This window comes from Streptomyces sp. JLBJ103 (genome assembly GCF_058215575.1).
The window spans coordinates 3,300,981-3,315,050 of sequence record NZ_CM177089.1; the positions used below are offsets into that span (position 1 = coordinate 3,300,981).

Consider the following 14,070-nt stretch of genomic DNA (forward strand, 5'->3'; position numbering starts at 1 on the left):
CAACACGGGGGAGGGTACCAGTCGTGTCAAACCGTGACATAAAGGGTCCAGAAATTGATGTCCACCATGTGATCCAGCCAAGGAAGGCGACCCTTACCGACGTACGATGGTCATGGGACAACCGGTCGGCACCGACTGTCCAGGAGCGCCGCCTCAAGGGAGGTCCGAAGCAGTGACCAGCCAGGTCAGTAGCCCGGCCGAGCAGGCCGAACCAGCCGATCAGCAGGGCGGGCCCGAGCCCGCCGGGGGAGAGCGAACACCGGACGGCGGCAAGGAGGTCCGCCGCCTGGACCGGGTGATCATCCGGTTCGCGGGCGACTCGGGTGACGGTATGCAGCTCACCGGTGACCGGTTCACCTCCGAGACCGCGTCGTTCGGCAACGACCTGTCCACCCTGCCGAACTTCCCGGCGGAGATCCGCGCCCCCGCCGGAACGCTGCCGGGAGTCTCCAGCTTCCAGCTCCACTTCGCCGATCACGACATCCTCACCCCCGGCGACGCCCCCAATGTGCTGGTCGCGATGAACCCGGCCGCACTCAAGGCCAATCTGGGCGATGTGCCGCGCGGGGCCGAAATCATCGTCAACACCGATGAGTTCACCAAGCGTCCGATGGCGAAGGTGGGCTATGAGACCAGCCCGCTGGAGGACGGCTCGCTGGACGGCTACCACGTCCACCCGGTGCCGCTGACGACCCTCACCATCGAGGCCCTGAAGGACTTCGGGCTGTCCCGGAAGGAGGCGGAGCGCAGCAAGAACATGTTCGCGCTCGGCCTGCTGTCGTGGATGTACCACCGGCCCACCGAGGGCACCGAGAAGTTCCTGCGGCAGAAGTTCGCGAAGAAGCCTCAGATCGCGGAGGCCAACGTCGCGGCGTTCCGGGCGGGCTGGAACTTCGGCGAGACCACCGAGGACTTCGCCGTCTCCTACGAGGTGGCACCGGCGACCACCGCCTTCCCGGCGGGCACCTACCGCAATATCTCCGGCAATCTGGCGCTGTCCTACGGGCTGATCGCGGCCTCGCGCCAGGCTGATCTGCCGCTGTTCCTGGGCTCGTACCCGATCACCCCGGCCTCCGACATCCTGCACGAGCTGTCACGCCACAAGAACTTCGGTGTGCGCACCTTCCAGGCGGAGGACGAGATCGCGGGCATCGGCGCCGCGCTGGGCGCCGCCTTCGGCGGGGCGCTGGCGGTGACCACCACCTCCGGCCCGGGTGTGGCGCTGAAGTCCGAGACCATCGGTCTCGCGGTGTCGCTGGAGCTTCCGCTGCTGGTGATCGACATCCAGCGCGGCGGCCCCTCCACCGGTCTGCCCACCAAGACCGAGCAGGCCGATCTACTCCAGGCCATGTACGGGCGGAACGGCGAGGCGCCGGTGCCGATCGTGGCCCCCCGGACCCCAGCCGACTGCTTCGACGCCACGCTGGACGCGGCCCGGATCGCGCTGGCCTACCGCACCCCGGTCTTCCTGCTCTCCGACGGCTATCTGGCCAACGGCTCGGAGCCCTGGCGGATCCCGGAGATCGACGATCTGCCCGATCTGCGGGTGCAGTTCACCACCGGGCCCAACCATGTGCTGGCCGACGGCACCGAGGTGTTCTGGCCGTACAAGCGCGACCCGGAGACCCTCGCCCGCCCCTGGGCCGTGCCCGGTACGCCCGGTCTGGAGCACCGCATCGGCGGGATCGAGAAGCAGGACGGCACCGGCAACATCTCCTACGACCCGGCCAACCACGACCACATGGTCCGTATCCGCCAGGCCAAGGTGGACGGTGTCCGGGTACCCGACCTCGAGGTGGACGACCCCACCGGTGACGCCCGCACCCTGGTGCTTGGCTGGGGTTCGACCTACGGGCCCATCACCGCGGCGGTGCGCCGGGTGCGAGCCGCGGGCGACCGGGTCGCCCAGGCCCATCTGCGCCATCTCAACCCCTTCCCGGCCAACCTCGGGAAGGTGCTGGGGGATTACGACAAGGTGGTGGTGCCCGAGATGAACCTGGGCCAGCTGGCCACCCTCATCCGCGCCCGCTATCTCGTCGACGCCCGCTCCTACACCCAGGTCAACGGCATGCCGTTCAAGGCCGAGCAGCTGGCCGCGACCCTCAAGGAGGCCATCGATGACTGAGACCGTCGCACACGGGATGCCCGGCATCGAGGCGCTCTCGCTGGTCCCCAAGGCCGAGGCCAAGCAGTCCATGAAGGACTTCAAGTCCGATCAGGAAGTGCGCTGGTGCCCCGGCTGCGGCGACTACGCGATCCTGGCCGCCGTCCAGGGCTTCATGCCCGAACTCGGCCTGGCCAAGGAGAACATCGTCTTCGTCTCCGGTATCGGCTGCTCCTCCCGCTTCCCGTACTACATGAACACCTACGGGATGCACTCCATCCACGGCCGCGCCCCCGCCATCGCCACCGGCCTCGCCGCCTCCCGCCGCGATCTGTCGGTGTGGGTGGTCACCGGTGACGGCGACGCGCTGTCCATCGGCGGCAACCACCTGATCCACGCCCTGCGCCGCAACGTCAACCTGAAGATCCTGCTGTTCAACAACCGCATCTACGGTCTGACCAAGGGGCAGTACAGCCCGACCTCCGAGGTCGGCAAGATCACCAAGTCCACGCCAATGGGCTCGCTGGACGCGCCCTTCAACCCGGTGTCGCTGGCGCTGGGGGCCGAGGCGAGCTTTGTCGCCCGCACCGTGGACTCCGACCGCAAGCACCTCACCGAGGTGCTGCGGCAGGCCGCCGCCCATCCGGGCACCGCGCTGGTGGAGATCTACCAGAACTGCAACATCTTCAACGACGGCGCCTTCGAGGTCCTCAAGGACAAGCAGCAGGCCGAAGAGGCCGTCATCCGGCTCGAGCACGGCAAGCCGATCCGCTTCGGCGTCGACCAGGCCAAGGGTGTGGTGCGCGACCAGGCCACCGGCGATCTGGAAGTGGTCACGGTCACCGCGGAGAACGAGGACCGGATCCTGGTCCACGACGCCCACGCCGCCTCCCCCACCACCGCCTTCGCCCTGTCGCGGCTGGCCCACCCCGACACTCTGCACCACACCCCGATCGGGGTGCTGCGCAATGTCGAGCGGCCGGTCTACGACACCGACATGGCGACCCAACTCGAGGCCGCCGTCGAGCAGAAGGGCAAGGGCGACCTCGGCGCACTGCTCACCGGGAACGACACCTGGACCGTCGTCGGCTGAGCCGCCCCCGCTCCGTACCCGCCCCCGCGAGCGCTCCGGCGCCCGCGGGGGCGTTCGTACGTCCGGGCGCAGGCGGCTGAGCAGCCGGAGCGTCGGACCGCGCGCCGACTGGGAAGCGGCTGTCATAAGCCCATGGCCGACACCGCCGCCCCGCTGCCCGACCGCCTCGGCTACCGCGTCAAACGGCGGCTGCTCGGCCCGCCCCTGGTCACCGAGCGCATCCGGCGCGAGAAGCTGCGCAACCCCATCGCCCTGGGTGTGCTCGCCTCGGACTGCATCTCCTCCACGGCCTACGGCAGCGAGGAGATGCTGCGGGTGCTGGTGCCCGTCATCGGGGTCGCGGCGTTCACCCTGATCCTGCCGGTCACCGGGGCGATCCTGCTGGTACTGCTGCTGCTGACGCTCTGCTACAGCGATGTGGTGACGATCTACACCCGCGCGGGCGGCTCGTACATCGTCGCCCGGGAGAACTTCGGCCCCGACATCGCGCAGATCGCCGCGGTCGCGCTGCTGGTCGACTACATCGTCACCGTCGCCGTCCAGGTCTCCGCCGGCACCAACGCGATCATCTCCTTCGCCCATCTGCTGGGCAACAGCTGGACCGGGCTCGACCACCTCCAACTCCCGCTCAGCGTCGGTGTGGTGGTGATCCTCACCTACGGCAATCTGCGCGGACTGCGCGAGGCGGGCCGGGTCTTCGCGGTCCCCGCCTATCTGTTCATGCTCGCCGTCGGGCTGATGCTGGTGATCGGGGTGATCCGCGGGCTCACCGGGCGGCTGCCGCACGCCGATGTGCACGCCGCGGGCGCGGTACCGCTCGGGGAGCCGGGGAGCGGATGGCTCTACGGCGCCTCGCTCTTCATGGTGCTGCGCGCCTTCGCCAACGGCGGCTCCTCGCTCACCGGTCTGGAGGCGATCTCCAACGGCGTCTCCGTCTTCCAGGAACCCCAGGGCGTCAACGCCCGCCGCACCCTGGTCGCGATGAGCTGTGTGCTGGGCACGCTGGTGCTGGGTGTCTCGGCGATGGCCCACTTCACCCACGCCATCCCCTACCAGGACGGCACCCCGACCGTTCTGGCGCAGGAGGCCCATCTGGTCTTCGGCGGCGGGGTACCGGGCGCGCTGGGGCTGGCGTTCGTCCAGCTCGCCACCGCGCTGATCCTCTACACCGGCGCCAACACCCCGTTCACCGGCTTCCCCTTCCTGGCCAGCTTTGTCGCCGAGGACCGCTTTCTGCCCCGGCAGCTCACCCGGCGCGGCCACCGGCTGGCGTTCTCCAACGGGATCATCTCGCTGGCGGTAGTGGCGATCGCGCTGCTCGTGGTCACGGACGCCAATGTGGACCGACTGGTCGCGCTGTACGCGATCGGGGTGTTCACCGCGTTCACCATGGCCGGGGCCGGGCTGACCGCGTATCACCTGCGACGCGGGGAGCGGGGCCGCATCCGGAAGGTCGCGGTCAACCTCATCACCGCGGTGGTGTCCGCGACGGTGGTGCTGATCTTCGCGGTCACCAAGTTCACCGAAGGCGCCTGGCTGGTCGTAGTGGTCTTCCCGCTCGGCGTCTGGGCGCTGATCCGGATCAACCGCGAGTACCGCGCGGAGGCGGCGGCCCTGGAGGCGGTCCCCGGTCCCGCCGACGACGCGTCGCGCTGGCACCGCCATGTGGTGTACGTGCTGGCGGACAGCGTCGACCTCGCGACGGTCGAGGCGCTGCGTTACGCCCATGAGCTGCGGCCCGACGAGGTGCGGGCGCTGCACATCATGATCGACGAGAGCCATGCCCGCAGACTGATGGCCCGGTGGGAGCGGACCGCGGGGGTGACCGTGGCGCTGGAGGTCGTGGAGTGCCCGGACCGGCGGCTGCGCCATACGGTGCGGGAGCTGGCGGCCCGTACCACCGAGGACGGCCGGACCGCGCTGACCCTGCTGGTGCCGCGCCGCACCTACTCCTCGCCACTGGGCAAGCTGCTCCACCGCGGGACGGCGGAGGCGCTGGCGAAGGCGCTGGAACATCTGCCGGGGGTGGCGGTGACGATCCTGCCGTTCGACGTCGGCCGGGCGGTGCGGGCGATGGGGCGGCGGCGGTCCGCTGGCGGAGGCGGTCGCGGTGGCTCTCCATGACCTCAAGGGCATCACGGACATCACCAGGTGATCCCCTACCACCCCTCCCCTGTCATCACCGTATCCATGAGACGGGAATGACAGACGGCTTCCCGGGCGCTACCTTCATCAGGTCACCAGGGATGTCCCGCACATCGGGGAGGGGTCATGAAGCCGCAGCAACAGGATCGCGCCGGGCTCCTCTACGGCTTCGCGGCCTACGGCATGTGGGGACTGGGGGCACTCTTCTGGCCGCTGCTGGAGCCCGCGAACGCGGTGGAGATCCTCGCCCACCGGATGGTGTGGTCCCTGGCGGCCGTCGGGCTGATCCTGCTCGTGCTGCGCCGCTGGGCCTGGATCCGGCCGCTGCTGCGGCAGCCCCGGCAGCTGGGGATGATCGCGATCGCGGCGAGCGTCATCTCGATCAACTGGGGTCTGTACATCTGGGGTGTCAACAGCGGACACGTGGTCGAGACCGCCCTCGGATACTTCATCAACCCCCTGGTCAGCATCGCCTTCGGGGTGCTGCTGCTGCGTGAGCGGCTGCGCCCCGCGCAGTGGGCCGCGGTCGGCATCGGGGTGGTGGCCGTGGTGGTGCTCTCCATCGGCTACGGCAAGCTGCCCTGGATCGCGCTCACCCTCGCCTTCTCCTTCGCCACCTACGGCCTGGTCAAGAAGCGGGTCGGACTGGGCGGACTGGAGTCGCTGGCCGCCGAGACCGCCGTCCAGTTCCTGCCCGCGCTCGGCTTTCTGGTGTTCCTCGGGGCGCGCGGTGACAGCACCTTCGGCAGCGGGGGCGCGGGCCATTCGGCGCTGCTGGCGAGCTGCGGTGTCATCACCGCGCTGCCGCTGATCTGCTTCGGGGCAGCGGCGGTGCGGCTGCCGCTGTCGACGATCGGCATGCTCCAGTACGTCGCGCCCATCCTCCAGTTCACCCTGGGTCTGGTGGTCTTCCATGAGTCGATGCCGCCCGAGCGATGGGCCGGCTTCGCCCTGGTCTGGTGTGCGCTCACCCTGCTGACCTGGGACGCACTGCACACCGCGCACCGGGCGCGGCGGGAGCTGGCCGACGCCGCCGCGCGGGCGGGGCTGTCCCCCGTAGTCGCCGAACCCGACTCCGGTTCCCGTTCCGGCCACGACGGCGTACCGGTGGCCACCGCCGACGCCGTAGCGGACATCGCCCCGGGTACCGCCCCGGGTACGGCTCCTGGTATCGCTCCGGAGAAGCACGGCGGGTCGATATCCGGCGGCTGATGTCCGATTCCCGCCCTTGACGCGGAGTCAGCACCACCCGGACCATCAGCCGCATCACCACCGCGTCGCCGGTTCACCGCTCCATCGCCCCCACGGGCACGTGCATCACATCGCATCACGTCATTCCGTCCTGTCCGCGTTCGGAATTCGGAGCCCCCCATGTCGTCATCGGCAGCTCGACACCCCCTCACGTCCCGAAGATCCTGGCTGCGCCGCACCACGACCGCCGCGGCCGTCGGCACCGCGATCGCCGCCCTGGTCGGGGCCGCGCCCGCCGCCGCACCGGGCGGTACCGCCGCCGCGGCGGCCCGCCCCGCGGCCTCCGGCAGCGCCCTGGCCGCACCGGACATCCCGGTGGCCAATGTGAAGGCCCACCTCAGCCAGCTCCAGTCCATCGCCACCGCCAACAGCGGCAACCGCGCCCACGGCCGCCCCGGCTACAAGGCGTCCCTCGACTACATCAAGGGCAAGCTGGACGCCGCGGGATTCACCACCACCGTGCAGCAGTTCAGCTACTTCGGCAGCACCGGCTATAACCTCATCGCCGACTGGCCCGGTGGTGACACCAACAACGTGGTGTTCGCCGGGGCCCATCTGGACTCCGTCTCCGCCGGTCCCGGTATCAACGACAACGGTTCCGGCTCCGCCGCCGTCCTGGAGAACGCGCTCGCCGTCGCCCGCGCGGGGGCAAAGCCCACCAAGCATCTGCGGTTTGGCTGGTGGGGCGCCGAGGAGTTCGGGATGGTCGGATCCCGGAACTACGTCAACCGGCTGTCCTCCGCCGACCGTGCCAAGATCGACGCCTATCTCAACTTCGACATGGTCGGGTCGCCCAACCCGGGCTACTTCGTCTACGACGACGACCCGGCCATCGAGTCCGTGTTCAAGCAGTACTTCAGCGGCCAGAACATCGCCACCGAACCCGAGACCGAGGGCGACGGCCGCTCGGACCACGCCTCGTTCAAGGACGTCGGCATCCCGGTGGGCGGGCTGTTCAGCGGCGCCGACTACCGCAAGACGGCGGCCCAGGCCCAGAAGTGGGGCGGTACCTCAGGGCAGCCGTTCGACCGCTGCTACCACCGCTCATGTGACACCACGAGCAACATCAACGACACCGCGCTGGACCGCAACAGCGACGCCATCGCCTACGCGCTGTGGAAGCTGAGCGGCGCCTGATCGCCCGCTCCCCCCCGTCAGTGCCGCGTCGTGTTCGGCCCGGTCGGCTCAGGCCGTGATGTCCTTCGCGGTGAACCGGGCCCAGGCCGCCGAGCCGAACACGGCCACGTACAGCCCCTGCAACCCGAGGTTCTTGACCAGGTCGTCCCAGTAGACCGGGTCCCGGAGCAGATCCGCGAAGCTCAGCCAGTAGTGCGGGAAGAGATACGGCTGGATCGCGTGCAGCTGCGGGATGGTATCGAGGATCTGCGTGGTGATCACCAGTCCCACGGTGGTGGCCATGGCCGCGATACCGCTGTTGGTCAGGGTGGAGATGAACACGCCCACCGTCGCGATCCCCACCAGCGACAGCGCCACGACGGCCGCCACGCCCAGGGCGCGCACCAGTCCGTCACCGAAGGAGACGGTGGTGCCGGAGATCAGGGTGATGTCCCCGAGCGGGAAGAGCAGCGCCCCGGTCGCCAGCCCGGTGATGGCCACCACCAGGGTGGCCACCAGGCAGAAGGCCATGACGGCGGTGAACTTGGCCAGCAGCAGCCGGGTACGGCCCGCGGGCGCCACCAGCAGATAGCGCAGCGTCCCCGCACCCGCCTCGCCCGCGATCGAGTCACCGGCGATCACACCGATCGCCATCGGCAGGAAGACGGGCAGCGTGGCCGCCAGCGCGGCGAAGACCAGGAAGATCCCGTTGTTGGTGATCTGGGAGAAGAACGCCGGGGCCTCGCCCTCCCCGCCGCCACCGCCCTGTCCGACCCCGCCGCCGTCGCTGGTCTCGATCTTCACCGCGATGCCGATGAGGACGGGGATGGCCGCGAGCACCCCGAGCAGGGCAAGGGTCCGCCAGCGCCGGAAGGTGGTGGCCAGCTCGCTGCGGAAGAGGGCCAGCGTCCACAGCGGACGCGGCCGCCGCGGCGCGGGTGCCTCCAGCGTTCCGGCCTCAGCCCGCGACATCGAAACCCTCCCCGGTCAGCGCCACGAAGGCGTCCTCCAACGAGGCGCGCTCGGTGCCGAAGGCCCGGACCCGCACCCCTTCGCGTACCAAGGCGGCGTTGAGATCCGCCAGTTCCAGGGGCGTCTGGGGCAGCTCACCGAGGACCCGCTCGTCGAGCACCACCAGATCCGTCACCCCGTGCTCCTTCAGAACGCGGACCGCGTCCGCCGGATCCGGGGTGGTGACCGACAGCCGGCCGCGGCTGCTCTCGGCCAGCTCGGCGACGGTGCCCTGGGTGATCAGCTTCCCCTGGGCCATGACGGCCGCATGGGTGCAGACCTGCTCGATCTCGTCGAGCAGATGGGAGGAGAGGAAGACCGTGGTGCCCTCCCCCGCCAGCTCCCGCACCAGACTGCGGATCTCCCGCATGCCCTGCGGATCCAGGCCGTTGGTCGGCTCGTCCAGGACCAGCAGCTCACGCGGCTGGAGCAGGGCGGCGGCCAGGCCGAGGCGCTGCTTCATCCCGAGCGAGTAGGCGCGGGCCTTCTTCCCGGCCGCCGCGGTGAGGCCCACCCGGTCCAGGGCGGAGGCGACGCGGGCGGGGCGGGTGCGCGGATCGGCGGTGGGATCGGCGGCGTCGTAGCGCAGCAGATTGTCCCGGCCGGTCAGATAGGGGTAGAGCGCGGGGCCCTCGATGAGGGCCCCGACCCTGGGCAGCACGCCACGGGCGGCGCGCGGCATGGGTTCGCCGAGCAGCCGGGCGGCTCCGGAGGTCGGCTCGATCAGGCCCATGAGCATGCGGATGGTTGTCGTCTTCCCCGAGCCGTTGGGCCCGAGGAAGCCGAAGACGCTGCCCCGCGGCACCGTCAGATCGAGACCGTCGACGGCGAGCTGGCCGCCCCGGTAGCGCTTGGTGAGCCCGCGGGTCTCGACCGCGGCCCCGGTTTCCTCCACGGGCTCCCCTTCGCCGTACCGCTGTGGTGCGTACTGCTGTGGTGCGCACTGCCGACGTGCGTACTGCTGTGGTGCGTTCGGTCCGCTCCGGCCCTACCCGGCCGGAGGGCTCACTTGGCCTTGTTGGCGGCGGCGACCAGGGCGTCCGTGTCGACCGCGCCGACGAAGACCTTGCCGTCGTCGGTGAGCAGGGCGTTCACCAGGCGGGTGCTGACGACCTGGCCGGAGCCGAAGTCGCCCTTGACCGTCTTACCGAAGCCGCCGAACCCTCCGGCGTCCTTGTCCGCCTTGCCGTCGCCGCTCTTGCCCGGGGCCGCGGGCGTGCCGCCTTCGCCACCGTCGAGGCGGGCGACGCTGTCCCAGCCCTCACCGATCACCTTCAGGCCGGACAGGGCCTCCTGGGCGTCCTTGTCGTTCAGCCCGCCCTTGTCCTTCATCCCGTCCTTGGCGCCGCGCTTGTGGTCGCTCTCCTCGGTGACCTTCGCGCCCTTGGGCGGGGTGAAGTCGAAGGTGCCCGCCGTGGGCTTGCCGAAGTCGACCTTGGTGAACGCCACGTCGACCACGGCATTGCCGCCGCTCTTGGGGTTGAGGACGAACTTCAGCGGGGTGCCGTTGTCCGCGTCCACCGCGATCCGGACCGAGCCGACCGTGGAGTCGTCCGACTTGGGCTTGATCAGCAGCTCATAGGCATCCCGGCCGGCGACCCGGGTGGTGCCGTCGACCGAGACGTCCGTGGTGTCGTCCACGGAGGCGAGCACCTGCTTGGCGAACTGCTGCGGGGTGACGTCCTTGAGGTCCTTGGGCAGCTCGCGCCGGTGGTCGTCCTTGGCCCCGGAGCCCTTGGGGGCGGTGGAGTGGTAGACCGCGTTGGCCTCGCTGTCGTACGCCCAGGTCTCATCGCCGTTGTGGATCAGGCTGTACTCGGCGGCCTTCTCGATGATCGACACCCGCTGGCGCTCCGGGCCGTCCGCGGCCACCCGCAGGGTGTGCGAGCCGGAGACCAGATCCATCAGCTTGGCCTCGGGTGCGGCCGAGGCGCCGTCGCCGCCTTTCCCGCCCGCTCCGCCGCCGAGGTCGGAGAGGGAAACGCCGCCGGGCAGCGAGGGCAGCCCCAGATCGGTGGTGATCTTCACCGAGCCGGACAGCTGCTCGGTCTCCGAGGCGGCCATCTTGCTGATGAGCTCCTCCGCCGAGATCTTCGGCAGATCGGGGTCGCCGCTGCTGGCGAGGGCCGGAACGAGCCCTATCGTGGCCGCCGCGAGCCCTGCGACCGCGACCGGGACGGCGTACCGGGCAGCCTTCGTACGTCGTGACGGCCGCTTCTCGTCCCAGAAGCCGTCGTCGTCGACCTGTGTCGGTCGGATCCGTGCCATGTGTGCTCTACCTCCGTCGTGGGCGGCGGTTGTCAACCTGCACTCGTCCACCTCTCGGGCCATTGTCGCCCGTGCCCGCCCTGTGGTGGTGGTTTCATCCCATCAAATCCACCGCCCCACGACGTCAGCCCGCAGGATCAACTGCGCTCTCATGCTCGGGTATGACAACCAGTGCCGCACGGGTGAGCTCGTACGTCCGAGGGAGGCCCCGGAACCGCCTCGCGCCTAGGGCGCAGTTCAGGGCGAGGGGAGCCGGATCGGCAGATCACGGGGCGGTGGGCGGGCGGGGGATCAGCCCGCGCGGTGCACCACCGCGTCGCACAGCCCCTCGAGGGCGGCCTTCGCCGCGCCCTCGGGCAGCGGCGCCAGCATCGAACGGGCCTCCGCCGCATAGCGGAGGGTGTCCCGGCGGGCCTCCTCCAGCGCGGGGTGGGCCCGCAGCCGCCGCAGCACCTCGGCATGGCGAGCGTCATCGGTGAGGTCCCCGGCGAGCAGCTCGCACAGCTCGCGGTCCTCGGCCGAGCCGCTGGCCGCCGCCCGAGCCCGCAGATGCAGCACGGGGAGGGTGGCGATGCCCTCGCGCAGATCGGTGCCGGGGGTCTTGCCCGACTCATGGCTGTCGCTGGCGATGTCCAGGACGTCATCGGCCAGCTGGAAGGCCATGCCCAGCCGCTCGCCGTACTGGGTCAGGATGTTGACGACCGACTCATCGGCGCCGGACATCATCGCGCCGAACCGTCCGGAGACGGCGATGAGCGAGCCGGTCTTGCCCGCGAGCACATCCTGATAGTGCTCGATGGGGTCCTGGCCGTCGCGCGGTCCGGCGGTCTCCAGAATCTGGCCGGTCACCAGCCGTTCGAACGCCTCGGCCTGGATCCGGACCGCCTCCGGGCCGAGGTCGGCCAGGATGTGGGAGGCCCGGGCGAAGAGGAAGTCGCCGGTGAGCACCGCCACCGAATTGCCCCAGCGGGCATTGGCACTGGACACCCCGCGCCGCACATCCGCCTCGTCCATCACATCGTCGTGGTAGAGCGTCGCCAGATGGGTCAGTTCGACGACCACGGCGGAGGGCACCACACCGGGGGCGTGCGGATCGCCGAACTGCGCGGCGAGCAGCACCACCAGCGGACGGAACCGCTTCCCGCCCGCCCGCACCAGATGCTGGGCGGCCTCGGTGATGAAGGGCACATCACTCTTGGTGGCCTCCAACAGGCCCTCTTCGACAGCTGTCAGCCCGGCCTGGGTGTCGGCTTCCAGAGTCTGGTCCCGAACGCTCAGCCCAAGGGGCCCGATGACGCTCACGGGGTACTCCTGTCTGCCTACGATCACGCGGAATGTCGATGTGTCGCCGCCTTCACCAACAGGCAGCGTATCCGGTCGGGTATCGATCACTGTGGGCGGCTTCCCGCCTTGTGCGCCTCACAGCGTCCATGCCCCTGAGCGACCGGCATCCCCACGCAGTACCGCGATCACCAGCAGATCATTCCTCCCGCGCCCCCGGCCGCCTACCTGAACGGCCGAGGGGGGAACGTGCCCCGCCGTCCCTCATCCGTGGGCGGCCGCCACCGCTCCAGGGTGGACGATCCGGTGCTGACGACCACCACCCGCTGCCCCTCGAAGCGCCCGAGGTCATGGCTGAGAGCTGTGCGAGACGGGCCCGGCGGGGGACGGGCCGTCGGCCACGGCGGCGGCGAGCGGACGGGGCAGGTGACTCCTCCGCCCCGGACGCGCGCCCCTTGAGCCGTAAGGTGTGGCCTGGCCGGCACGGTGACGAGGAGAAGGCGAGGCAGCATTCATGCCGCAGCGAAGCCCGCTCGATCTGCCCGAAGGGGATCCCTTCGGGCCGCACAATCTCCCCTATGGCGTCTTCACCACGCCGCACGCGCCGCATCTGCGCAGGATCGGCGTGCGCTACGGCAGCCATGTGCTGGACGCGGGAGCCGCGGCGGCCGCCACCGCCTCGCCGCACGCCGAACTGCTGGGCGCCGCCACGCTCAACCCGCTGATGGCCGCGGGCCGCCCGGTCTGGCAGGCGGTCCGCGCCGAGGTGCTCGACTGGCTGACCAACCCGGCGCACCGGCCGACCATCGAGCCCCTGATGCACCCCCTCACCACCCTCGCCCTCCACCTCCCCATCGAGGTGGCCGACTACGTCGACTTCTATGCGAGCGAGCATCACGCGGCCAACGTGGGGCGGATGTTCCGCCCGGACGGCGACGCGCTCACCCCCAACTGGAAGCATCTGCCGATCGGTTACCACGGCCGGGCCGGTACGGTCCTGGTCTCCGGCACCCCGATCGTGCGCCCCCAGGGCCAGTACCTGCCGCCCGCCCCGGCCGTCTCGTCCACGGCATCCACACCGTCCACGCCTCATACGTCCTCCCCCACTCCGGTCTTCGGCCCCTCCCTGCGCCTCGACTTCGAAGCGGAGGTGGCCTTCGTCGTCGGCGCCCCTTCCCCTTTGAATACACCGGTGCCGCTCGCCGGGTTCCACGACCATGTCTTCGGTCTCTGTCTGCTCAACGACTGGTCCGCCCGCGACATCCAGAGCTGGGAGTACCGTCCGCTCGGCCCCTTCCTCGGCAAGTCCTTCGCCACCTCCCTCGCCGCGTGGATCACGCCCCTCGACGCCCTCGCCCCGGCCCGCACCGCCCCGCCCGCCCGCGATCTCCCGCTGCTGCCCTACCTCGACGATTCCACCGCCGAACCCTTCGGCTTCGACCTGCGCATCGAGGTCGCCGTCAACGGACACACCGTCTCCCGCCCGCCGTTCTCCGCCATGTACTGGACCGCTGCCCAGCAACTGGCCCATATGACCGTGAACGGCGCCTCGCTGCGCACCGGCGACGTCTTCGCCTCCGGCACGGTCAGTGGCCCGCGCCCGGCCGAGCGCGGCTGTCTGCTCGAGCTCACCTGGGGCGGGCGCGATCAGGTGCACCTCCCCGACGGCAGCCGCACCTTTCTGGAGGACGGCGACGAGGTGACCCTCACGGCCTGGGCACCCGGCCCGCACGGCGCCCGCATCGGTCTGGGTGAGGTGACCGGCCACGTCGTCCCGGCCACTCCCTGAGCGGCTGCTACG

10 protein-coding genes are annotated in these 14,070 nt (G+C 70.3%); 6 read left to right on the forward strand and 4 right to left on the reverse strand.

Annotated elements, in window-relative coordinates; all coding sequences use genetic code 11:
- The first annotated feature begins 172 nt into the window (after positions 1-172).
- The 5 genes from AC4BEG_RS14405 (at position 173) to AC4BEG_RS14425 (ending at position 7,730) form a co-directional block, all read left to right on the forward strand.
- A complete protein-coding gene (locus AC4BEG_RS14405) occupies positions 173-2,125 on the forward strand; it encodes a 2-oxoacid:acceptor oxidoreductase subunit alpha (RefSeq protein WP_490706273.1) in 1,953 nt (650 codons plus the stop codon).
- The gene (locus AC4BEG_RS14410) at positions 2,118-3,197 is read left to right on the forward strand and encodes a 2-oxoacid:ferredoxin oxidoreductase subunit beta (protein ID WP_490706274.1); all 1,080 of its coding nucleotides are present in this window, start codon (positions 2,118-2,120) and stop codon (positions 3,195-3,197) included. Before AC4BEG_RS14405 ends, AC4BEG_RS14410 begins: the two co-directional genes overlap by 8 nt.
- Before the next feature lie 132 nt (positions 3,198-3,329).
- Positions 3,330-5,321 carry an APC family permease gene (locus tag AC4BEG_RS14415; protein ID WP_490706275.1) on the forward strand — a complete coding sequence of 664 codons (1,992 nt, stop codon included), beginning with the start codon at positions 3,330-3,332 and terminating at the stop codon, positions 5,319-5,321.
- Positions 5,322-5,468: 147 nt separating this feature from the next.
- Positions 5,469-6,554: an EamA family transporter RarD gene (gene rarD / locus AC4BEG_RS14420; RefSeq protein WP_490706276.1), complete on the forward strand. Its 1,086-nt coding sequence runs from the start codon at positions 5,469-5,471 to the stop codon at positions 6,552-6,554.
- 159 nt (positions 6,555-6,713) lie between these two features.
- Positions 6,714-7,730 carry a M28 family metallopeptidase gene (locus AC4BEG_RS14425; RefSeq protein WP_490706277.1) on the forward strand — a complete coding sequence of 339 codons (1,017 nt, stop codon included), beginning with the start codon at positions 6,714-6,716 and terminating at the stop codon, positions 7,728-7,730.
- A gap of 48 nt (positions 7,731-7,778) precedes the next feature.
- On the opposite strand, the gene AC4BEG_RS14430 is transcribed toward AC4BEG_RS14425, so the two are convergent.
- From AC4BEG_RS14430 to AC4BEG_RS14445, 4 genes are all read right to left on the reverse strand, one after another.
- Entirely contained in the window at positions 7,779-8,681 is a 903-nt protein-coding gene (locus AC4BEG_RS14430) for an ABC transporter permease (RefSeq protein WP_490706278.1), read from the reverse strand.
- Complete coding sequence (locus AC4BEG_RS14435; protein WP_490706279.1) at positions 8,668-9,615, reverse strand: ABC transporter ATP-binding protein; 948 nt, start codon at positions 9,613-9,615, stop codon at positions 8,668-8,670. The genes AC4BEG_RS14430 and AC4BEG_RS14435 overlap by 14 nt, the downstream gene beginning before the upstream one ends.
- Before the next feature lie 110 nt (positions 9,616-9,725).
- Positions 9,726-10,988 (reverse strand): LolA family protein, encoded by a 1,263-nt coding sequence (locus AC4BEG_RS14440; protein WP_490706280.1) that lies wholly within the window; start codon positions 10,986-10,988, stop codon positions 9,726-9,728.
- 291 nt (positions 10,989-11,279) lie between these two features.
- Positions 11,280-12,290: a polyprenyl synthetase family protein gene (locus AC4BEG_RS14445; protein ID WP_490706281.1), complete on the reverse strand. Its 1,011-nt coding sequence runs from the start codon at positions 12,288-12,290 to the stop codon at positions 11,280-11,282.
- Positions 12,291-12,783: 493 nt separating this feature from the next.
- Between AC4BEG_RS14445 and fahA the strand changes: the two genes are divergently transcribed.
- Positions 12,784-14,058, forward strand: coding sequence for a fumarylacetoacetase (fahA, locus tag AC4BEG_RS14450; protein ID WP_490706282.1), 1,275 nt, complete (start codon positions 12,784-12,786; stop codon positions 14,056-14,058).
- Positions 14,059-14,070: the final 12 nt, after the last annotated feature.

Excerpts from the sequence above, each read along its gene's own strand:
- AC4BEG_RS14440 (WP_490706280.1), bottom strand. The coding sequence starts at position 10,988 with ATGGCACGGATCCGACCGACACAGGTCGACGACGACGGCTTCTGGGAC.
- AC4BEG_RS14425 (WP_490706277.1), top strand. The coding sequence starts at position 6,714 with ATGTCGTCATCGGCAGCTCGACACCCCCTCACGTCCCGAAGATCCTGG.
- AC4BEG_RS14415 (WP_490706275.1), top strand. The coding sequence starts at position 3,330 with ATGGCCGACACCGCCGCCCCGCTGCCCGACCGCCTCGGCTACCGCGTC.
- rarD (WP_490706276.1), top strand. The coding sequence starts at position 5,469 with ATGAAGCCGCAGCAACAGGATCGCGCCGGGCTCCTCTACGGCTTCGCG.
- AC4BEG_RS14410 (WP_490706274.1), top strand. The coding sequence starts at position 2,118 with ATGACTGAGACCGTCGCACACGGGATGCCCGGCATCGAGGCGCTCTCG.
- fahA (WP_490706282.1), top strand. The coding sequence starts at position 12,784 with ATGCCGCAGCGAAGCCCGCTCGATCTGCCCGAAGGGGATCCCTTCGGG.
- AC4BEG_RS14430 (WP_490706278.1), bottom strand. The coding sequence starts at position 8,681 with ATGTCGCGGGCTGAGGCCGGAACGCTGGAGGCACCCGCGCCGCGGCGG.